We start from the raw sequence: 21,543 nt of genomic DNA on the forward strand, positions 1-21,543 counted from the left end.
AGCGTGATCGAGGACTCGGGAGACCCCTACGGCCTCTCCTTCAACCGCAGCATCACCGTGCGCGGCGTCTCCGATTTCTTTCTGGCGCGAACCATCAACGGATTGCCCATCCAAGGCATCGTCGGCGGCGCCGATCTGTTCGATCTCGACGACATCGGCCGCGTCGATCTCTATCGCGGAAGCGTTCCCGCCAATCAGGGCCTCGGCTTCGCCAACGCCGCCGGCGCGCTCGACCTCAACCTCCTTCCGCCCAAGGAGAAATTGAGCGGGACGATCTCGCAGGGCGCAGGCTCCAACGGTTTTCACCGCACTTTCGCGCGCATCGACTCCGGGCGTCTGCCGACTGGAACCTCCTTCTTCATCTCCGGCTCCGTCTCCGACGCCGAGAAATGGAAGGGCGAGGGCGACGCGCGGCGCAAGAATGTCGCCTTCGGCCTCACTCAATCGCTCGGCGACCAGCTCGAGGTCTCCGTCTACGGCGTCCACAACGACCAGAAGGCGAACAGCTACATGCCGTTGACCTTCGCGCAGACGCAAAACCTCGGCGCGACGGCCTTTTTCGACTATAATACGAGCTTCACCGGCAAATCGGCCGTCGACGCGAGCTATTACACATTCAATCGCACGCGCTATGTCACCAACGCCATCTTCGCGGAGATCGCCTATCATATCGATCCGACGCAATCGATCGTTCTGAAGCCCTATTACTGGCGCAATACGGGCTATGCGCTGGCGACCTCCGGCGCGAGCGACCGTCTGTGGCCGGTCAGCAACTACAATCTCGGCGGCACGATCGAATATCGCAAGCATCTGCCCTGGGACGCCGATTTCATGCTCGGCTTCTGGGGACAGTCGGCGGAGCCGGAGCCTCCGCCGCTGCATCAGAAACTCTATACGGTGACGCCGCTCGGCACGCTGAATTTCGGCAGCTGGTCCACGCTCGCGACGAGCGACACGCATAAATTCGTGAGCCCTTACACGCAATATACGCAGACCTTCGGAGCGACGACCGTCTCCGGCGGACTGCGCCTGCACATAGAGGGCACGCCCCACATGCAATATTTCAGCCGAACCGGCCTGCCGGACGTCACTTACGACGATGTGTGGGCCTTCCATCCGGCGCCGGACGCCAACGCCGGCGCGCCGGCGCTGACCTATTACGAATGGCTCCCCAATCTCGGCGTGCGCCACCGTCTCTCCGAGGAATGGAGCGCCAACGCCAGCTATTCCCGCAAGGTCGGCCGCCCGGACTGGGGTCCGCAGGCGAGCTCCTTTCTCGGCGCCGAGGCGGCCTTCCTCGCGAAGGGAATCACGCTCGCGACGCTCATGGGGCGGATTCGGCCCGAGACTGTCGACGCCGTCGATGTCGGGCTGCGCTATCAGACCGGCGACGTGACCATCGCGCCCACCTTCTTCGGCTTCTGGACGCACAAGAAAGAAGTGCTCGTCTATGATCCCGCCGTCGGGCAGAGCTATTATCAGAGCAACGCCGCGACCGTCGGCCGCGGCTTCGAGCTCGAGGCGAATTGGAAGACGACCGACTGGCTGACGCTCACCGGCAGCGCGACGATCGCCGCCGAGACCTATGTCGCGAACATCACCGCCGGCTCGTCCTCCGTGATGCAGATCGGCGGCAAGCAGACGCCCTATACGCCGCGCTATCAGGCCAAGCTCGCGGCGACCTTTCACCGCGACGGCTTCGAGATCACGCCGATCTTCCGCTTCAACAGCACGCGCTACGGTCTCGCCGACAACACGCAGGCGGTCAGCCCTTATGCGCTCGTCGACATAAACGCATCCTATGAATTCGGCTCCAAGCTCGGCCTGACGCCGATGACCGTCTCGGCGGGCGTGACCAATCTCTTCGATCATCGCTATATCAGCGCGATCTCCGTCAATGAGACCAATCTGAACAGCACCTCCTATTACGTCGGCGCGCCGCGGACGATCTTCGCCGGCGTTTCGGCGTCATTCTGAAAAGCGCCGGATCGAGGAGCGCTCATGTCGTCGCATCTTCTGCGCATCGTCTGCTTCGCCGTGGTCCTGCTCGTCTCGGCCGTCGCGGGCGAATGTCGGACGATCGTCGACATGGACGGACGCAGCGTGACGCTGCCCGAGAAAATCTCGCGCATCGTCACGCTCGGGCCGGTTCCTGTTCTCAACGGCTTTCTCTTCGCCTTCGGCCGGCAGCAATCGATCGTCAATGGGCTGCCGAGCGAGCTGGCGCGAAAATTCCAATTCGTCTTCGCGCCGGATCTCGCGAAACGCCCCATCGTGCAAAGCTCGGCGAGCGGTCTCGCGACCGAGGACATAATCGCGCTGCGCCCCGATCTCGTGCTGACGATGGACCGCGCGACGACCGACAAGCTCGGGAGCCTCGGCCTGCCGGCGGTGCTGTTGAAATGGCGGGAGCCGGACGACATCAAGCGGCTGATGGCGCTTCTCGGCGACATTCTCGACCAGAAAAGCGTCGCCGCGGATTATGTTCGCTATTTCGACGCCACGCTCGCGCGGATCGCGGCGACGCTCGGCCCTGTCGAGGCGTCGACGCGTCCGCGCGTGCTCTATGTGAATTATCGACGCCTCACGCAGCCGCATCGAATCGCCGAATGGTGGATTCCGCATGGCGGCGGCCGCAGCCTGACCGACGACGGCCGCGACCAGGAGAGCGTCACCTTCTCGCTCGAGCAAATGATCGCCTGGGATCCGCAAGTGCTGATCGTCGCCGATCGCGGCGAGCGCGATCTGGCGATGGCGGAGCCGCGGTTGCGTGACGTCGCGGCCGTGCGCGACAAGCGGGTGCATGTCGCGCCGGCGGGCGCGCATCTTTGGGCGAATCGGACGATCGAGCAGCCGCTCACCGTCCTTTGGGCGGCCTCTATTCTCCATCCCGAGACATTTTCGCGCGCGATGCTCGAAAGCGAGATGCAATCCTTCTACGATCGCTTCTTCCATATCTCTCTGTCCAAAGAGCAGCTCGATGAAATATTGGCGGGCTCTCCCGGCCGCTGACGTCGAAGGACGCCGGCTGCTGCTCGCGCTGGTCGCGGCGCTCGTCGCGCTGATCGTGGCGTCGCTGGCGATCGGCCGCTATCCGCTGTCGCTGGCGACGATCGCCGACACGCTTCTGGGCCGCGGCGACGGCTCGCAGAGCAGCGCGACGGCCGAGACGATCTTGCTCCTCGTTCGCCTTCCGCGCGTCGCGACGGCGGTGATGGTGGGCGCCGGACTGTCCCTGGCGGGGGCGGCCTTTCAGACGGTGTTTCGCAATCCCATGGCCTCGCCCTCGCTGCTCGGCGTCTCCGCCGGCGCCGGCTTCGGCGCGTCGCTCGCGCTGCTGTTCCATCTTCCGACGATCGCCGTCGAAGGCGCGGCCTTCATCGGCGGGCTCGCCGCCGTCGTCGCCTCCTTCCTCGCCGCGAGCAGCGTCAGGGGCAATTCGCTCATCACCCTCATTCTCTGCGGCATGGTGATGTCGGCCTTGTTTCAGGCGATGATCTCCCTGGTCAAATATGTCGCCGATCCGGTCGACACGCTCGCGACCATCACCTTCTGGCTGATGGGAAGCCTGGCCAAGGCCGATGCCGCCGATGCGGCGACGGTGGCGGCTCCCGTTCTTCTCGGCGGCGCCACTCTGTTCGCGCTGCGATGGCGCATCAGCCTGCTCGCGCTCGGCGAGCATGAGGCGGCGGCGCTCGGAGCCGATGTCGCGCGGCTCAGAACCATCGTCATTCTCTGCGCGACGGCGATGACGGCGGCGACGGTCTGCGTCGCGGGGATCGTCGGATGGGTCGGGCTGCTGGTTCCGCATATCGCGAGAATGCTGTTCGGCATGGAGCCCGGCCGCGCCATGATCGCGACAGCGACATTGGGCGCGCTCTTCGCGCTCGCCGTCGACGATGTCGCGCGCTCGGCCTCGGTGATCGAAATTCCGCTCGGCGTCATGACGGCGGTGATCGGCGCGCCTTTCTTCCTCTTTCTGGTGATGCGGACCCGCAACGAGCAATGGTCGTGACCGCCGCCATAGAGATCGTCGATCTCTCCTTCCGTCGCGCGCCCGGGCGTGAGCGCGTCCTCGATTCGATCTCGCTCTCGGCGCGCGCCGGCGAATTGCTCGTCCTGCTCGGCCCCAATGGCGCCGGCAAGAGCACGCTCGTTCATTGCCTGCTGGGCCTCGCGACGCCGGAACAGGGGCGTGTCCGCGCGCTCGGCGACGACCTCCACGGCCTCGGCCGCCGCGAGATCGCCAAGCGCATCGCCTATGTGCCGCAGGCGGGACACAGCGCCTTCGCCTTCACCGTGCAGCAAATGGCGCTGATGGGCCGCGCCGCTCATATGGATGGCGTCGGATCGCCCTCGCCGCAGGACCATGAGATCGTGCGGCGCGCCCTGATCGACATCGGCGTCGACCATCTGCGGAAGAAGCCCTTCACGCAGATTTCCGGCGGCGAGCGCCAGCTCGTGCTGATCGCGCGCGCCGTCGCCCAGGACGCGCCGATCATCGTCATGGACGAGCCGACCTCCAGCCTCGATCTCGGAAATCAGGGCCGCGTGCTGACGCTGATGAAAAATCTCGCGGCGGCCGGAAAGACCGTCGTCATGACGACGCATCTGCCCGATCAGGCGTTCAATCTCCGCGCGCGCGTCGCGCTGCTTCGCGGCGGAAGGCTGATCGCCGAAGGGACGGCCGCCGAGGTCTGCGACCGCGACTCCATGAGCCGGCTCTATGGCGCTCCCATGCTGAGGCTCGCCGCCGATGATGCGAGAGACGTCGTCGCTTTCGCGCCCGACCTCGACTGAAGCCCCGCCTCGACGAGCGGCCGCGCGTCACGGGCCAGCAGCGTGAGCGATTTCTCCAGCAGCGGGAGCGGCAGAAAGCCGAAAAAAGCGCTCAACGCATTGAGGTAGGTGATTCCGAGCTCGTCGTGCAATGCGAGCATCGCGCGCGCGCAGGTCTGCGGCGAGCCGACGATGACCATGTCGCGATAGAAATTCTCGGGCTCGAGGTCCGCCTCCGCGACGACGCCCTTGCGATTGAACAGGCCGAAGCCGCGCAAGCGCGCGGTCAGCTTCTCGATCGTCGGCCACAGCTCCTCGCGCGCGCTTTCATCGGTCTCGCTCACATAGACGAAGCGGCCGAAGGGCGCGCCGGCCGGATCGCCGCCCGCTTCGACATAGGCCTTCATCAAACGCCGCTGATTGGCCATGCTGGTGATGCCATGGCAAATGAGCGCATGGCCCTCGCGCGCCGCCCAGGCGGCCGTCTCATCCGTGTAGGTTCCCATGAAGATCGGCGGATGCGGACGCTGGACCGGCTTCGGCTCCACGGAGAACGCGTTCTCGCCGATCGCGATCTTCTCGTCGCTCCAGGCCTTCACGATCAACGCCAGATTGTCGCGGAACAGATCATTGACCTTGTCCGCCGGAACGCCATAGACCTCGAGATAGCGCCCATTGCCGCCGCGCGAAACGCCGAAATCGACGCGGCCGTTCGACAGAACGTCGAGCGTCGCGATCTCTTCGGCCAGGCGTATCGGGTGATGCAACGCCAGCAGCAGCACAGAGAAGCCGACGCGCAATCGCCGCGTGCGCGCCAGAATCGCCGCGGCCAGAGCGATGGGAGAATGGCAGCGCCGCCCCTCCACCTCGATGATGCTGCCCTGGAAATGCTCCTCATTGATCCAGATCGCGTCGAAGCCGAGCGCCTCGACCATCTCGGCGAGATCGAGCAATTGCGATGTCGACACCGACTCGAGCCCGCCGCCGCAGCCTGAAAGACCGATACGGAAACGCGTCGTCGAAGGATCAGTTTCGTTCGATGCGCTCGCAGAGCTCTGCGCGCCGTCGGGGATCGGGATCGCCGATCCGCTCGCCTCGTGGATCAACCGACCCTCCCACTCGTTATGTCATAGTTTTATATATTGCTTCGACTCCACGCTCAAGCGCAGTTTGCGCCGAGGCGATCCCGCGCAGCCGAGATCGCAAGCGGGTTTCAGCGTGGAACGTCGTAGACGGCCCGGGCTTTGCTTCGTATGAGAGCAGCCCCCTCGTCGATCCACCGACGGACTGCCGAACACTTTCGCGCCGAGCGAGAAAGGTCGATATCTTGAGCCGATCCGTCGCCGACAGGCCGGCAGCCGGCGCTCCCGAATTTCCGGTGCTGGGCGCGATCAGCTTCTGCCATTTCTTGAACGATATGATGCAATCGCTCCTGCCGGCGGTCTATCCGCTGCTGAAAGGCGGCTTCGATCTCGATTTCGGGCAGATCGGCCTGCTCACCCTCACCTATCAGATCACCGCCTCGCTGCTGCAGCCTCTTGTCGGCCTCTATACCGACCGTCGGCCGCAACCCTATTCGCTGGTCGTCGGCATGGGCTCGACCTTGTGCGGACTTTTGGCGCTGGCCTTCGCGCCGAGCTATCCGGCTCTGCTGGCCGCGGCGATGCTGATGGGCGTCGGCTCCTCCATCTTCCATCCCGAATCCGCGCGCATCGCCCGCATCGCCTCGGGAGGCGCGCATGGGCTCGCGCAATCGCTCTTCCAGGTCGGCGGCAATTTCGGCGCGTCGCTCGGGCCGCTGCTGGCGGCTTTCTTCATCTTGCCGCGCGGACAGAGCAGCCTCGCCTGGTTCGCGCTCGCGGCGCTCGGCGGCATGGGCGTGGTGACGGCTCTCGGACATTGGTTCCGCAGCAATGGCCATGCAAGGCCGCCGTCCGGCGTCTCGCATGGGAGCTCGGGCCTTTCCGCGCGGCAGCGTCGCCGCGCGCTCGCGGTTCTGGTCGCGCTGATGTTCTCGAAATTCGTCTATCTGGCGGGCCTCAGCAATTATTATGTCTTCTATCTGATGAGCCGCTTCGACACGACGGCGCAGGAGGCGCAAGTCTATTTGTTCGTCTTCCTCGCCACCTCCGCCGGAGGCACTGTGATCGGCGGAGCAGTGGGCGATCGGCTCGGCCGCAAGCGCGTGATCTGGGGCTCCATTCTCGGCGTTCTGCCGTTCACTCTGGCGTTGCCCTATGTCGGCCTTCCGGCGACCGTCGGTCTCAGCGCGGTGATCGGCTTCATGCTCTCGTCGGCCTTTCCGGCGATCCTCGTCTATGCGCAGGAGCTGACGCCCAATCGCATCGGCGCGGTGTCCGGCCTGTTCTTCGGCTTCGCATTCGGCATGAGCGGCGTCGGCGCGGCGGCGCTCGGCGCGCTCGCCGACTGGACGAGCATCGAATTCGTCTATCGCGTCTGCGCCTTCCTGCCGCTGATCGGATTGCTCACCGTCTTCCTTCCGGCGGGCGACGCAAAGGCTCGCTGAAGACCGGCGCGATCGCACGGCGAGCGCGGCGTGGATGAAGCCAATGCTCCCGGCGCTTCGTCACCCGACCGTATCGACCCGGACGCGACGAATTTTTTCGGCGAGATCATCGATATCGACGAAGTCATCGGCTTGACGACGCAATTCCTCGGCGATTATCGGCGGCTGCGTCCTGATCGTCGAAACGACGGATACGCGCACGCCTTTGCGCTGAACCGCCTCGATGAGCGATCGATACGCGCCATTGCCCGATACCAAAGTGACCGCGTCGACACGGTCGGCCATCGCCAATGCGGCGACCGCGAGATCGACGTCGATGCTGCCTCTGGCTCTGCGGCGACCGAAGCGGTCGATCGATTCCGCAATTTGCTTCGTGACGACGATATATCCATTATGGCCGAGCCAATCGGTCAGCCGATGTATCGTCCCGTCGGCCTGCGCATCCGTCACGGCGGCGTAGTAGAAGGCCTGGGTCGACGATGCTTGTCCGCGAAGCAGGCGCAGAAACCGGCCGTAGTCGAGGTCGATGCCGAGACAGCTGACAGCCATATTGAGATTTGCGCCGTCGATGAATATCGCGTTTCGTTCGAAATTTCGCATTTCGATCTCGCATCCGCATCCCGCCTCGCGCGCCGACGCGTCCATCGTCGGCGCGCATATCGGACGGCGTCGTCAAAAAATCTCGAAGATCAAGAGGCCGAGAATCACCATGAAGCCGGCGAGATCGGCGATGACGAGGCCATTGCCCACGATCCAGAGCAAATCCGTGGCCTTTTCGAGGAGCGGCTGGATCGTCATGATCACTGAGAAATTCATAGAGTCTCCTCTCACGGCGCTTCGACGTTACGAAACGGCTCGGGCAGGGGCGGCGACGGCCGGCGCAGACGCGGGACCGGCTATTCGCGTCTGATAGGCGTCTGTCGATACCAGCTCCAGAAAAGCGTCCGCCGCATCGTCCCATGTGACATAGGACGAGTGGAGTCTCGTCGGCGCCTCGCGCGACAGACGCAGAATTTCGGAGGCGAGATCGATCGGATCGAGAAGATCGAAATAACGGACATCCGCGCCCCCGATTTCGTGAAACACCGGAATGTCGGAAGCGATGACCGGAATGCCGCGACGGCCCGCTTCGACGAGAGGCAGGCCGAATCCTTCGATCATGGATGGAAAGATCAGCGCGCAGCAACGCTCGTAGCAATGTCTGAGATCCGCGTCGCTCGCATCGTTCAGCCAGAAGAGACGGCGTCCATATTCTGGATGATTTCTAAGGTCGCGCTGCAGAGCCTCGCTCTGCCAGCCCGCCCGACCGACGATCACATAGCGCGCATCGACCACATTCGAGCGCCAGAGAAGATCGAAGGCGTCGAGCGCGATCGAATAGCCTTTTCGCGGCTCGAGCGTGCCGACGCTCAAATAGAAAGGCGCCTCGCTCGCCGCTACGTCCATCGCCTCGGCCGAGACTGATTTTTCGTCCTGCTCGTCGAAGTCGGCGCCCAAGCGCCACCAGCCGATTCGCAAATCCGCCTTGGTCCGCACGCCCTCGCGCGCGAGATAGGAAACGAGATCATCGGCGACGCTTCGCGAGATGCACAAAAGTCGATCGCTTTCGAGAACGATGGCCTCGAACCATGTTTTGAATTGCTCGGTCATCGGAGCCGCGACGCTGAGCGGTTGCGTCAGCGGGATGAGATCATAGATCAAGGTCACGAGCTGTCCGCCAGCGGCCTTCAACGTTTCGATGATCGGAACATATTCGTCGGTCGCCAGCCAGCTCGCGTCCAAAATCACGAATTTATCGCCCTTTCGGAACTCGATCGGCGATTGCGGTCCGCGATTCTCGAAATAGGGCGTCACCCGTCCATTCTCGATCACCACGGGAAGCGAGCCCTCGCCGCGAAGCGACCGCTTGGCGATCTCGCGAACGACGCGTTGAATTCCCTGCCTTCCACCAAATCGATGCGTGGGCGTCACATCGATGAACAGGCGCGGCGCATCGGCGGCGAGAATTGCGGATGTCGGATCTGCGCCGCGCAGCGGAAGCGGCGGATGTGGCGGGCTCGGAATGCGCTTGCGCGTGCCGTCATGCAGATGCGCCAGTCCAACAAGGCGGGCGACAGTCCAAAGCAATTCCTTGATCTTCAGATAGCAATGCGCGGTGATCGGATCGATGGCGCCGGCGACGCGCTGTCGATGGAGCTCGAGGTGCTCCTTTTGGATTTGGGCGGCCAGATGGAGAGCGATACGAGTCGCATCATCCTGCGGAGGCTCGACTCCGGTCGAGAGAGCGGATGATCGGCAGTCGGTCAGAAAATCGGGCGTTGCATGCATGTTCATGGCTCGAAGAGTCCCGAATGCTTCGGCGGTGACGCTCTGTCGCGCGTTTCGAATGCGATCTCTGCCGATGATCTCGGCGGCAAGTCTTCTGATCTCGCCGGCGAGTCTTCGCGAATGCGCGATCCATGGGTGACATCGACCACGACGCGCGTCGTGGGAAAATATCCCACATACTCTGCGAACAAAAATCCGGCCTGTCAAGAGCCGTGGGATTGTGTCCCACGCACAGGCGGGTTACCTTCGGGCATGGCCGACAGCGACGACAATGGGCTTTCCGACGCCGCGCGTCTCCAGCAGCCGATCGCTCGGCTGCTGCGCCCGCTCGTGCGGCTGCTCATTCGCTACGGGACGACCTTTCCATCGCTCTGCGATCTGTTGCGCGAGCTCTATGTAAACGTCGCGGTTCATGATTTCGCTCTGCCCGACAAGGAGCAGACCGACAGCCGCATCAGCCTGCTCACCGGCATCCACCGCAAGGAGGTTCGCCGCCTGCGGGAGGCCGGCGCGCCGGTGCGGACCGTGCCCGCCAGCGTGTCGCGCACGTCGCAGATCGTCGCGCTATGGCTCGGCGACAAGCGATTCGCGGACAAGAAGGGCGCTCCGGCGCCTCTGCGCCGCGTTGGATCGAAAGGGCGCGGCCCGACCTTCGAATCCCTCGTCGAAGAGGTGACGCGGGACGTGCGTCCGCGCGCCGTTCTCGACGAATGGCTCGACCGCGAGATCGTCTCGATCGACGAGGACGGCCGCGTCGCGCTCGGCGAGGCGGCGATCGCTCCCAACAAGGGCGACGAACGCCAGCTCTATTATTTCGGCCGCAATCTCCACGATCATATCGCGGCCGCCGCCGCCAATATCGTCAGCGAGCCGGCGCCTTTCATGGAGCGCGCGGTTCATTACGAAGGGCTTTCGGAAGACGGCGCCCGGCGGCTCGAGACGCTGTCCCGCGAGCTGGCGATGGAGGGGCTGATCGCCGCCAATCGCGAGGCTCAGACGCTCCAGCGAAGCGACGAAGGAGGAGGCTGGCGCTGGACTTTTGGCGTCTATGTCTACCGCGTGGACGAGCAACCGCCGCAGGCGGCGGCGAGCGGACAAAAGGGCGTCCGCTCGTGAGCCCGTTCCGGCATCCGACCAGACGCCAGCTCGCGGCGCTTCTGGCGTCGCTGCTGTCATCGGCTTGGACGCGCGCCGACGCCGCCGGGGACAAGCCGAGAGACAATGGCATAGGCGGAACCGGCTACCTCTCCGCCATTCCGGATCGCGACAATGGCATAGGCGGAACCGGCGTCGTCGGAACGATACGCGCCTTCGGCAGCATCATCGTCAACGGGCTTCGCGTCTCCTATCCGGCAGACGCCGAAGTCCGCATCGATGGGCGCGAAGCTAGCGTCGGCGATCTGCGCATCGGCCATGTGGCGTCGCTGATCGCCGAGCGCGACGGGACGAAAATCACGACGAAGAAAATTCAGATTCTGCGCGAGGTCGTCGGGCCGATCGAAAAAATCTCGGACCACGGCTTGCGCGTTCTCGGGCAGACGGTCGAGCTCGGCCGTGGCGCGAAGACGAAGAAGACCGACGCCTTTTCGATCGGCCAGCATGTCGCGGTGAGCGGCCTGCGCCTGCCGGATCAGACCATCGTCGCGAGCCTCGTCGAAACCGTCGAGCCCGGCGCCGCGCAGCTCGTCGGCGTCGTCACGCGGTCGTCGGATCGACGACTGGTGATCGGCGCGCAGCCGCTGTCGGGCGTCGCGGAAGCCATGCTCGGCCAGCACATCCTGGTGCGCGGCGCGGTGACAGCCGGCGCGCTGGACGTGACCACGACCTCCGCGGACGCCTGGCTGCCGCGCGGGCCGGACAATTTCCTCGTCGAGACCTATCTCGAACGTCGTGGCGCGACAGTAAAAACCGCGAGCGGCTTGCAGCTGGGCGGCGGCCGCGATCTGGCCTTTCAGGGCGTCGTTCGGGCGGTCGTCGGCATCGATGCGACCTCTGCGGGCGCATGGTCCATCCGTTCGCTCCAGTCGAGCGAGACGCTCGGCAATCGCGGAGCCGCCAAGGAGCAGCGCGAGCGCTCGGAGCTGCCGAGCCCGCGGAGCCGCCCTTCCGGATCGGAGACCTCCCCCGGGGTCGGCGTCGACTTTCCGTCCGGCCTCGGCGTTCCCGACGGACCGCGCGGCTACGGGACTCCCGCTGTCCCGAGCGGCCCGGTCGGGCCCGGCGGACCGAGCGGCTTCGGCGGCGGCGGGCCGAGCCCCGGCGGCCTCGGCCGACCGGCGCGATAAGAGGCTCGACCGACAGGCGGCGCGCTCGACGCCGCCGCGCTCAACAGCGATTCGCCAAAGGAAATGTCACCTCGAATTTCGCGCCGCCGCCGCGCGCCTTCGATACGGCGATGACGCCACCGTGAAGACTGACGAGCTCCCTTACGATCGCCAAGCCCAGACCAGTGCCCGGCGTGAGATCGTTCTTGCGCCAGAAAGGCTCGAAAATCAGCTCGCGTTCCGCCTCCTCGACGCCGGCCCCATGGTCGACGATCGCAATCGACGCATCGGCGCCGACGACCACATTCACGGTTCCGCCCATCGGCTCGGCGCGCAGAGCATTGTCCACGAGATTGGCGATGATCGCTTCGATCGCGCGGCGGCTTCCGGTCACGACCACCGGCTCCGACGGCGCCTCGAAATCGATCTGCCGGCCGCCCTTGATCGCGAGCAGCGTGTGATCCGCGATTTGCGTCTGCGCGGCGTCCACGAGATCGACATTCTGATTCATTTCCTCGGGACGTTCGCCGAGGCGGCTCGCGACGAGCAATTGCTCGACGATGTTGCGGATGCGGCGCACGTCGCGCTTGATGTCGACCTCGAAGCCGGGCTTGCGCGGCGCGTCGATGCGCGCGTTCAGCACGGCGACCGGCGTGCGAAGCTCATGCGCGGCGTTGGCGATGAAGCGGCGCTGCCGCGCGACGCCGGCGTCGACGCGCTCCAGCGCCGCATTGACCGCCGCCACCAGCGGCATGATTTCGGTGGGCACATGCGCCGTCTCCAAACGCTGGTCGAGCGAGTCGAGATCGATGCGCCCGGCCGAAACCACCGCTTGTCCGAGCGGCTTCAGCCCATGCCTGACGACGGTCCATGCGATCGCCGTCGATCCCGCGATCAACGGCAAATAGATGAACGACGCGGTGAAGGAGAAAATCGCCTCTGCAATCAGATAGAGATGATAGAGCAGATCGCCGCTGCCGAAGGCGCAGCCGTAAATGACGAGGATCGCCTCGCCCGCCGGCGTCTCCTGCCGCCTCAAAAAGCCGGTGCGATGCGGCCCCGGATCGGAAGCGATCTGGAATCGCGCCGATTCGATTTCGGCGCGCGCGAAGTCGAGCTCCTTCACCAGCTCCGGCGAGGAGCCGGGCAAAGCCGCGCGGGTCGAAGGATCGAGCGCCGCATATCGGAAGCTCGGCCGCTCGCTCGCATATTCGGCGAATTCGGGCGTCGGCGCGATACGCAAGGAGCCCTCGGAGCCGCGCCAGATCGATGCGGCGAGCAAGGCCCGCGCGCGCGTTTCGGAATAGGGATCGAGCGAGGGCGCGCCATTTCTGAACGATGTGGTCAAATTATAGGTGAGCACGCCGCCGATCGTGGCCGCCAACATGGCGCATTGCACGACGATCAGCGAGATCACCAGGCGCCGTGTGATCGAAGGATGCCCTTTCACGATTGCGCCTCTGTGAGAATATAGCCGATGCCGCGCGCCGGATAGATGCTCGCGCCGGTCTCCGCCTCGCTGAGGCGCTTGCGCAATCGCGACACGAGGACGTCGAGAGAATTGGGAAGAGCGTCGTCGTCCAGACCATAGACCTCGCCCATCAGTATCTTGCGCGACACGACGCGTCCGACGCGACGCACGAGCGCTTCCAGCAGCGCGAGCTCCCGCCCGTGGAGCACCAGCGCGCGATCGCCGACCGCGGCGCTGCGCGAGCCGAGGTCGAATGACAGAGCGCCGACGACGACGGGCGGCGCGATCTCGCAGCCGGGCCGCCGGAGGCTCGCGCGAATGCGGGCGAGCAATTCCTCCATGTCGAACGGCTTGATCAGATAATCATCCGCGCCGCCGTCGAGCCCGGCGATCTTGTCGCTCGCGCCATCGAGCGCGGTGAGGATGATCACCCGAATGCCCGGCCGCCATCGTCTGATCTGCGGAACGATGGAAAGCCCGTCGCCATCCGGCAGTCGCCGGTCGAGCAGCACGAGATCATAGGGAAACTGCCGCACGGATTCGAGCGCATCCTCGAGCGCGCCGATACGATCGACGACGAGGCCCGCCTGACGCATCTGCTCGACGAGCAATTGCGCCAGCTCGGCTTCGTCCTCGACGAGCAATATGGTCATTTCTCTCGGCCTCCGACACGAAACGCCTCACGCCGCCGGCTCTCGCCGGCGCAAACCGCCGCTCATTCGGCCCGCGCATCGGGCCTCCGCCGGCTCAGTCTAGTCCAGGACGCGGGCCGATGACCAGAATGCGAATGACGCCCGAGGGGCCGGAATCGTGAAAGGATCATGCCGAAAGACGCGGGTCTGTCTGGCGGGCGCGGCTTCGCCTGTCACAACAGCTTAGGTCACGCTCTGGCCGACGAGAATTGCGCGCCCGCCCATCAGAACGACACGGCGTCCAGATCGTCGATCGGCCTTTCTCGCGCTCTTCCTGTCGATCGGCGTCATCGACGGCGGCGCGCTCTGGCGGCCGCGCCGCGGACCGAAAGATCGACGTCACAAATCGAGCATAGCGCGGGCCGCCGACGCCATGCTCGTCGTCCGATCGACATGGCGTCGCGCGCGGCGCTTCTTCCACCAGATGACGATTCCTGTGACGGACAGAAGGGCGATCGCCAGTCCCCCGATGAAGACGAGCAAGCGGTAGGGCAAGCCGAAGACATTGGCCATGTGCAATTCGACGAGCCATGTCGTGACCGTGTCGCCGCCCTTGCGGCCGGACGGCGCCTGCGAGCCGTGGAGCGCGCCGGAATAGGCATCGAAAGCGACTGACGTGCCGCCATATTTCTCGCCAACGTCCTGGCTGCTGTGAACGCCATAGACATAGAGCCCGGTTTCGCGATTCAACGAGAAGTCGACCCGGCGATCGATGACGAATGTCTCGCTCGCGGCGCGCTCCGCCATCAGATCGCGCGCAATGCGCTCGGCCTCTTCCCAAGCGAGCGGCTCGCGTCCTTCGGGCGACGGCGGATTGTCGCGCTTCCAGACCGACGGCGCGAAATCGAAGGCGAGATCCATCACGCCGCGATAGACGCCGTTGAGATCGAAGCACACGCCCGACCAGGCGAGGATCAGCAGCAGCGGAAAGAACCAGAGGCCGCTCGCGCGATGCAGATCGAAATTGAGGCGATAGGACGATGCGCCCCGCTTGACGAGCCAGGCCGGCTTCCAGCGCGCGAGAAAGCCGCGTCCGCCGCGAAGGATATTGGGCGGAAGAGTGAGATAGAAGGCGATGAAGCAATCGATCGTCCACACCAGCGCGACGACGCCCAGCAGCCATACGCCCCAGGGGCCGAGCGCCAGCGACCAGTGCAGCCGATCGATGAAGGGCAGCAGATCGCCGAGACTTTCCGGCAAGCCCTTCTGCTTGACGCGTCCCAGCTCGTCGCCGGTGACGGGATCGAGAAAGAGCGAGACGTCGACCTCCGCCACGCCGGGCTTCGGCTCGAAGGAGACGATCGCCGTTCCCGGCGCCGCGAAGAAGATGCGCGTCGCGCGCGCCTGCGGAGTCAGCGCGTCGGCGCGGCGCAGCAGCGCGGCGGCGGAGAGCTCCGCGCCGGCGCGCGGGCCGGGATAGAGATTCGGCGTCAGCCAGTGATTCAATTCCGGCAGGAAGACCAGAATGCTGCCGGTGATCCCGACGAGAACGAGAAAGGCCGCCATGGCGAGACCCGCCCAGCGATGCAGAAAAACAAAGATCGAACGCGTCATGGCCGCCGCTCCAGACCGTCAACGATGAAAGGCGCGCGCATGATGCGCGCGCCCTGATTTCAGCATGAGAGCGAGCCGCTCACCATTGGAAATTCACCGAGCCCATGAAGGTGCGCGGCTGGCCGTAATAGGCGAAGCGGCCGTTGTCGCTATATTCGAAATAGCGGCGGTCGGTGAGGTTCTTGATGTTGAATTGGAGCTTCACCGCGTGGCCGGCGATCATGGTTCGATAGGCGCCCATGCCGTCCAATCGGACATAGCCCGGCATCTTCCATGTGTTGGCGTTGGAGCCGTAGCGCTCGTCCGACACATAGAGGCCGCCGCCGAACTCGAAGCCTTCCGATTGGTTCGGCGCGGTATCCCATTTCGCCCATAGATTGCCGACATTCGGGGCGGCGCCATTGTAGCGCTTGCCGACGTTTCCATTGTTGTTGTCGTTGGTCAGCTTGACGGAGTCGAAAGTGTAGCTGGCGATCACGCTCAGATTTTCAGTTGCCTGACCGGCGATATCGAGCTCGACTCCTCGGCTGGCGACCTCACCGATCGCGATGCTGCGGCCGGGGACGTACGGATCGGCTTGCAGGAGGTTCTTCTTGCGCAGATCGAACAGCGCGAGGCTGGTCGTCACCCTGCCGTCGAGCCATAATTTCTTGACGCCCACTTCCCATTGAAGACCCTCCTGTGGCGGAAAGGCCGAGCCGTCGTTCGAGACGCCATTGTTCGGCCCGAAGGAGCGGACATAGCTGCCATAGACCGACAGATCATCCGTGACCTTGAACAAGACCGCGGCGCGCGGCGACAGCTTCGGCTTGTCCTGATAGTTGTTCCCCGGAAATCCCGTGCAGAAGGGCCAGCAGCTCGCGAAGCCGTCGCCATAGGTCTTGGGGTAGCCGCCTTGCGCCTTGTCCCATCGTCCGCCGAGCAGCAGGTGAATGCGATCGTCGAAGAAGGACATCTGGTCCTGAGCGTAGACGCCGAAATCTCGGTCCGTCGTGCGCCAGAGCACGTTGGAGCCGGTGATGTAGCTGTCATAGGCGAGTTTCGAGTCGAAAACGCCATAGACCGGAGCATAGATATTGAGCGGATAGCCATAGCTGTCCGAGCCGTTGGAGCTGCGCTGGGTCGAGAACCAGTCGATTCCGACCAGAGGCCGATGCGTGATCGGTCCGGTCTCGAACTCTCCAGACAGATCGAGATTGGTCGACAATGTCTGATTGGTGTTGCGTTCGCCGTAGAAAGCGCGAGAGATGGTCGTGCCGTCGAAGCCGCCGTAGGTCTCGAAGCCATAGGCGCTGTCATTGTTTCCCGAATAATGGAGTCGATTGGTGATCTGCCATTTTTCATCGAATTTGTAGGTCCAGTCGTAGGCGAAGAGCGTCCGACGGGCGACAAAGGGATGGTTATTCCACAGGCCTGGATCGCCGATCGAGAAGTTTCGCCCCAAATTCAGTGGTCGGTCATTGTAGCCCGGGATGACGAGCGGCTTTCCATTCGCGCCGGAGCGCAGATCGACGGGAATGGTTCCGATGCCGGACGGCCCCGTCTGTCGCTTCTCATAATGCTCGACCTGGACGTTGAATTCGAAATTCTGCGCCGGCTTGAAGGTGAGGAAGAGAGCGACCGCGCCATTGTCGCGATGCTCATAGTCTACGAAAGAGTCGGCGTGATCGTAGACGCCCATCAGGCGATAGAGGACCGTCTTCGCCTGATCCACGGGACCTGTGACGTCGACGCTCGTGCGCGACAGCCCCCAGCTGCCGAACTGCTCGTTCGCCTCGGCGCGGAACTGCTCCTGCGGACGCTTGGTGACGATGTTGACGAAGCCGCCCGGCTCGATGCGGCCATAGAGCACGGAGCTCGGCCCCTTCACGATCTCGACGCGATCGGTGAAGGCCACCTCCTCGCCGCCGAGCACGCCTTCGAGCTTCAGCCCATTGCGATAGGTCTCGCCATAGCCGGTCTTGAAGCCGCGAATGAGATAGGAATCGAAATAGCGTCCCGTCGCCTGCACGCCGGAGACGTTCTTGACCAGCTCCATCGTGTTCAGACTTTGCTGATCGGCGATCACCTCGTGTGGGATGATCTGAACCGCCGCGGGCGTGTCGATGAAGGGCGTCTGCGTCTTCGTGGCGCCGAAGCTCGTCGAGCGCGCATAGCCGGTCTCCTTGTCGGCCGCGCCCGGCGCTCGGGCGTCCGTGCGCCGCCCCGGTCCAGCGTTCCCGATATCGATGGTCGGCAACGCCTCCTGCGCATAGGCGGCGCAAGAGAGCAGAGCGATGCCGAGCGCGCAGGCGGAGACGCCGCGCGAAAGCGTGGTGCGAGTCATGTTGTTATTGCTCCTGGCGCGGCTCCTCGAGCCCGCGCGAACCGAAGGGAAATGCGGCGTCGAGCGCCGTTCTGTCGGTCGGTCAGGAGATGGCTGGCGGCGCGCGCGACGACCAGGAGCTGGCCCAGCCGCTCTCGCGAGCGGCCGGACCGATCACCAGCGCGAACGTCGCGCCCGATAGGAGAGACGGCGGAAAGAGATGGCTGGCCTCCGCATATGGATCGCGGGACGGCGGCGCGGCCCAGTCGCGGCCGCCGCAGCACAGCATGCAGGCGGTCCCGTGATCGACATGCGAATGGCCGTTCTTTCCGGCCGCGCAAAAGCGCTCGAACGCCGTCGCGGCGCCGGAGGCGATCGTCTCTCCGAATGCGCGTTTGGCGGCGACAGCCCCGCCGATGACGGAGAACGCCTGCGCCAGCAGGAAAAACGCCAGAGCGCCGACGAGGACCGCACGCAACGGCGCGCGCCGGCCTTCGATCGTCTTTCGCTCCTTCGCGCGCTTGGCCATCCGCCCCTTCTCTCGCATCGATCGTGGCGAAAGCTAGAGAGACGACCTATCACCAGTCTGTCAAAATCGGCGCGTCGCAAATCTTTGCCGCGACTGTGGCTTTACGGCAACAATCCGGCCGTGCTACCAAAATCGCGCGGGGGCGGTCGGAATAGCTGGAGCGGCGTCCAGTGAAAATCCTGTTGGTGGAAGACGAGCCGGACATGTCCCGGCTGCTGTCCTCCTTGTTGAAGGACGCGGGCTTCGTGATCGACCATGCGACGTCGATCCGCGAGGCGGAAGAGGCGACGCGACAGATCGCCTATGATCTCAATCTGCTCGATCGGCGCCTGCCGGACGGCGACGGCGCGGAATTGATTCCGCGCATTCGCGCGCTTCGTCCCGGCGCGCGCGTGATGATGCTGACCGCGCTCGATTCTCTCACCAGCAAGGTCGCGGGCCTCGAGGCCGGCGCCGATGATTATCTGACCAAGCCCTTCCAGGGCGAGGAGCTCGTCGCACGAGTGCGCGCCTGCCTGCGGCGTCCCGGCAGCGCCTCGCTGCCGCTGATCCGCATCGGCGCGCTCTCCTTCGATCCGGAGACGCGCAGCCTCGCCATCGGCGACAAGCCATTTTCTTTGCGCCGCCGCGAGCTCAATCTGCTCGAGGCGCTGATCCGCCGCTCCAATCGCGTCGTGACGCGCGACGCGCTGCTCAATGAGGTGTTCAGCGCGGAGGACGAGGTGCAGGCCAATGCGATCGACACGCTGGTGTCGCGTCTGCGCCAGCGTCTCACATCGTCGAACGCCGATGTCACGATCCTGACCGCGCGCGGCATCGGCTACATGCTGACGGAGGCGGCCGCGCGATGAGGCGATGGTCGCTGTCGAACCGGCTGCTGCGAACGCTCGTCATCACGCAGACGCTCGCCTTCGGGATCGGCTGGTTCGTCTCCATCTTCCTCGATCATTACGGCGTGTCCGGATTCAACTTCGACACGCTCAAATTCTACGCGGTCATGCGCACGCGCGCGCTGGTGATCGCCTCGCTGACGCGAGACCCGGGCGGCTTCGTGCGCATCGAGAAGTCTGCGGCGCTGGAAAAAGAAATCGAGCGCAATCCCGGCCTGCGCTTCGCTGTGTTCGATCCAGAGCGGGAATTGGTCGCGTCCGGCTCGTCGCCGGAGCTCGCTCGCAGCTTCTCCGCTCTGCTGGCTTATAAGCCGAACTGGATCGAGTTCACGCTTCCCGGCCGAGACAAGGCCGAGGGCAATGCGGTGATGCAGTCCGACGAAACGCCGATCGGCCGACTTAATATCGTCGTCTATGGATTCAAGGGCCACTGGACCGATCTCGTGGTCGGATTCCTGAAGCAATCCTGGGGTCATATCTATTATCTCGTCACGCCGCTCATACTGTCGGTTCCGGTCCTGTGGCTCGCGATCAGGCGCGAGCTGCGACCGATACGCGATTTCACCGAATGCCTGACCGGCATCCATCTCGACTCGCTGCATCAGCGCCTGCCCGACGGCAATTATCCCGAAGAACTGGCGCCGCTCGTGCGCACCACAAACGAGACGCTCGCGCGCCTCGACGACGGCGCCATGACCTTGCGCCGCTTCACCGCCAACGCCGCGCATGAGCTGCGCACGCCCGTCGCTATATTGAGCGCGCGGCTCGATGCGCCGGAAGAGGCGACGATCAAGACCGATCTGAAGCGCGACGCGCGGCGCATCCGCAACATAGTGGAGCAATTGCTCGCCGTATCGCGCATCGGCGCGCGCGCCGATGCGGCGTTCGAGGAATTCGATCTCGTCGAGACCGTGCAGACGATCGTCTCCGACTCGCTGCTGCTCGCCTATCGCAGCAATCGTCAGATCGACTTCGTCGCGCCTTCCGCGCCCATGCCGATCCGCGGCGATCGTCTGGCGGTCGAATCGGTCGTCTCCAATGTGATCGACAATGCGCTACGCGCCGAGCCGGCCGGCGGCATGATCCTCGTATCGGTCGAGGACGGTCCCTCGGTCAGCGTCGCGGATCACGGCGAGGGCGTCGCCACGCACGACCGCGACGCGATCTTCGAGCCGTTCTGGCGAAAAACCACCGCGATCGCCGGAACAGGGCTCGGCCTCGCCATCGCCAAGGAGCTGATGACGGCGCATCGCGGCCGCATCTGGATCGAGGACACGCCGGGCGGCGGCGCGACATTCCGCCTGGGGTTTCCCGGCGCCTGACAGAATCGCGGCCCGCTCTCGGATCGTGGCTTCGGCGAGGAAACGCTCGGCGGCTATCGGCGAGACATGTGCAGAACGGCGGCGGCCTCTGCCCCGCCAGCCCGGCAAAGGCGCCGGAACATTCCGATTATTCAGGATGTTGCGATTTTTCAGCAAGTCGAATGGTACCGCCACCCCGACTTGAACGGGGGACCCCCAGATCCACAATCAAAGGAAAGGGGCTGTCAGTCGCCGACAAGCCCCGACAAAAAACAGCGTGTAAGCCCAGCAAACTCCTTGCATTTCTCCGAACAACCCCGACATTATTTGACAGGCCGCGCAACCTCGGACAGGCGTGAGCGCTTACTTTTTCGCGCATACCTTTGGAGACCCGCAGACATGGCCAAGCCAGTCGGATTGACGGTCCTAAAACTCAAGGCGTTGGAAGCGCGCGCCAAGCCTTATGAGGTGCACGACCCCGCGATGATCGGCGGCTACGTCGTGGCATGGCCGACGCGGGCGTTGTCGTATGTGCTCCGCTTCCGCTTCCAAGGCGCGTCGAAGAAAGTCACGCTTGGCCGCTTCGACCCGGACGCCAACGGGCTCGCCGAAATTCGCGCCAAGGCGCGCGAGGCGCAGAACCAACTGACGGCGGCGCGCAAGCCATTGGCGGACGCCTTGGACCCCGCCGCCGCCAAAAAGGCCGCTAGGCTCGCCGCTGTGCAAGCCGTTCGAAACGAGCACGCCGCTGCCAAGGCGGCCAAGGAGGTGCAGCCCGACGCCTTCGGCAGGGTCGTCGAGACCTATCTCGCCACGCATGGACGCAACTTGCGGGCGTCCACCAAGAAAGAAATCGCGCGATTGTTCGCGAAAGAACTAGGCGCATGGAAGGAGTGTCGTCTT

General features: G+C 64.5%; 18 protein-coding genes and 1 pseudogene. 10 read left to right on the forward strand and 9 right to left on the reverse strand.

Features of this window, described 5'->3' with window-relative positions; genetic code table 11:
* The 4 genes from VIF40_RS17055 to VIF40_RS17070 form a co-directional block, all read left to right on the forward strand.
* Positions 1 to 1,977 (forward strand): TonB-dependent receptor (locus tag VIF40_RS17055; RefSeq protein ID WP_331938713.1); only part of this gene is annotated, 1,977 nt, incomplete at its 5' end.
* Positions 1,978 to 2,001: 24 nt separating this feature from the next.
* Positions 2,002 to 3,012, forward strand: a complete 1,011-nt coding sequence (locus VIF40_RS17060; RefSeq protein WP_331938714.1) for an ABC transporter substrate-binding protein — start codon at positions 2,002 to 2,004, stop codon at positions 3,010 to 3,012.
* Positions 2,981 to 4,015, forward strand: a complete 1,035-nt coding sequence (locus VIF40_RS17065; protein ID WP_331938715.1) for an iron ABC transporter permease — start codon at positions 2,981 to 2,983, stop codon at positions 4,013 to 4,015. The genes VIF40_RS17060 and VIF40_RS17065 overlap by 32 nt, the downstream gene beginning before the upstream one ends.
* Positions 4,012 to 4,800 (forward strand): ABC transporter ATP-binding protein, encoded by a 789-nt coding sequence (locus VIF40_RS17070; RefSeq protein WP_331938716.1) that lies wholly within the window; start codon positions 4,012 to 4,014, stop codon positions 4,798 to 4,800. Before VIF40_RS17065 ends, VIF40_RS17070 begins: the two co-directional genes overlap by 4 nt.
* Here VIF40_RS17070 and VIF40_RS17075 read toward each other — a convergent pair.
* Positions 4,725 to 5,732: an LLM class flavin-dependent oxidoreductase gene (locus VIF40_RS17075; protein WP_414684825.1), complete on the reverse strand. Its 1,008-nt coding sequence runs from the start codon at positions 5,730 to 5,732 to the stop codon at positions 4,725 to 4,727. The genes VIF40_RS17070 and VIF40_RS17075 overlap by 76 nt on opposite strands.
* 374 nt (positions 5,733 to 6,106) lie before the next feature.
* On the opposite strand from VIF40_RS17075, the gene VIF40_RS17080 reads away from it, so the two are divergent.
* A complete protein-coding gene (locus tag VIF40_RS17080; RefSeq protein WP_331938718.1) occupies positions 6,107 to 7,306 on the forward strand; it encodes an MFS transporter in 1,200 nt (399 codons plus the stop codon).
* A gap of 60 nt (positions 7,307 to 7,366) precedes the next feature.
* On the opposite strand, the gene VIF40_RS21530 is transcribed toward VIF40_RS17080, so the two are convergent.
* The 3 genes from VIF40_RS21530 to VIF40_RS17090 are packed head-to-tail and all read right to left on the reverse strand — an operon-like array spanning position 7,367 to position 9,640.
* The gene (locus VIF40_RS21530; protein WP_414684823.1) at positions 7,367 to 7,951 is read right to left on the reverse strand and encodes an NYN domain-containing protein; all 585 of its coding nucleotides are present in this window, start codon (positions 7,949 to 7,951) and stop codon (positions 7,367 to 7,369) included.
* Between the two features lie 27 nt (positions 7,952 to 7,978).
* Positions 7,979 to 8,122, reverse strand: a complete 144-nt coding sequence (locus VIF40_RS21535; RefSeq protein ID WP_414684824.1) for a hypothetical protein — start codon at positions 8,120 to 8,122, stop codon at positions 7,979 to 7,981.
* A 27-nt stretch (positions 8,123 to 8,149) separates the two neighbouring features.
* A complete protein-coding gene (locus VIF40_RS17090) occupies positions 8,150 to 9,640 on the reverse strand; it encodes a glycosyltransferase family 1 protein (protein ID WP_331938720.1) in 1,491 nt (496 codons plus the stop codon).
* Between the two features lie 246 nt (positions 9,641 to 9,886).
* Between VIF40_RS17090 and VIF40_RS17095 the strand changes: the two genes are divergently transcribed.
* Complete coding sequence (locus VIF40_RS17095) at positions 9,887 to 10,750, forward strand: DUF6502 family protein (protein WP_331938721.1); 864 nt, start codon at positions 9,887 to 9,889, stop codon at positions 10,748 to 10,750.
* Complete coding sequence (locus VIF40_RS17100; protein ID WP_331938722.1) at positions 10,747 to 11,919, forward strand: DUF5666 domain-containing protein; 1,173 nt, start codon at positions 10,747 to 10,749, stop codon at positions 11,917 to 11,919. The genes VIF40_RS17095 and VIF40_RS17100 overlap by 4 nt, the downstream gene beginning before the upstream one ends.
* 40 nt (positions 11,920 to 11,959) lie before the next feature.
* On the opposite strand, the gene VIF40_RS17105 is transcribed toward VIF40_RS17100, so the two are convergent.
* From VIF40_RS17105 to VIF40_RS17125, 5 genes are all read right to left on the reverse strand, one after another.
* Entirely contained in the window at positions 11,960 to 13,348 is a 1,389-nt protein-coding gene (locus VIF40_RS17105; protein ID WP_331938723.1) for a HAMP domain-containing sensor histidine kinase, read from the reverse strand.
* Positions 13,345 to 14,022, reverse strand: a complete 678-nt coding sequence (locus VIF40_RS17110) for a response regulator transcription factor (RefSeq protein ID WP_331938724.1) — start codon at positions 14,020 to 14,022, stop codon at positions 13,345 to 13,347. The genes VIF40_RS17105 and VIF40_RS17110 overlap by 4 nt, the downstream gene beginning before the upstream one ends.
* Positions 14,023 to 14,400: 378 nt before the next feature.
* The gene (locus tag VIF40_RS17115; RefSeq protein WP_331938725.1) at positions 14,401 to 15,615 is read right to left on the reverse strand and encodes a PepSY-associated TM helix domain-containing protein; all 1,215 of its coding nucleotides are present in this window, start codon (positions 15,613 to 15,615) and stop codon (positions 14,401 to 14,403) included.
* A gap of 79 nt (positions 15,616 to 15,694) precedes the next feature.
* Positions 15,695 to 17,941 carry a TonB-dependent siderophore receptor gene (locus tag VIF40_RS17120; protein WP_331938726.1) on the reverse strand — a complete coding sequence of 749 codons (2,247 nt, stop codon included), beginning with the start codon at positions 17,939 to 17,941 and terminating at the stop codon, positions 15,695 to 15,697.
* 82 nt (positions 17,942 to 18,023) lie between these two features.
* On the reverse strand, positions 18,024 to 18,449 hold the full coding sequence (locus VIF40_RS17125) for a hypothetical protein (protein ID WP_331938727.1): 426 nt from the start codon (positions 18,447 to 18,449) through the stop codon (positions 18,024 to 18,026).
* Between the two features lie 170 nt (positions 18,450 to 18,619).
* On the opposite strand from VIF40_RS17125, the gene VIF40_RS17130 reads away from it, so the two are divergent.
* The 3 genes and pseudogenes from VIF40_RS17130 to VIF40_RS17140 all read left to right on the forward strand — a co-directional run.
* Positions 18,620 to 19,300, forward strand: coding sequence for a response regulator transcription factor (locus tag VIF40_RS17130; protein ID WP_331938728.1), 681 nt, complete (start codon positions 18,620 to 18,622; stop codon positions 19,298 to 19,300).
* A 731-nt stretch (positions 19,301 to 20,031) separates the two neighbouring features.
* Complete coding sequence (locus VIF40_RS21540) at positions 20,032 to 20,661, forward strand: sensor histidine kinase (RefSeq protein WP_414684826.1); 630 nt, start codon at positions 20,032 to 20,034, stop codon at positions 20,659 to 20,661.
* A gap of 276 nt (positions 20,662 to 20,937) precedes the next feature.
* A pseudogene (locus VIF40_RS17140) lies at positions 20,938 to 21,543 on the forward strand (Arm DNA-binding domain-containing protein); the annotation flags it as partial.

The organism is Methylosinus sp. (assembly GCF_036560965.1).
Classification (GTDB): domain Bacteria; phylum Pseudomonadota; class Alphaproteobacteria; order Rhizobiales; family Beijerinckiaceae; genus Methylosinus.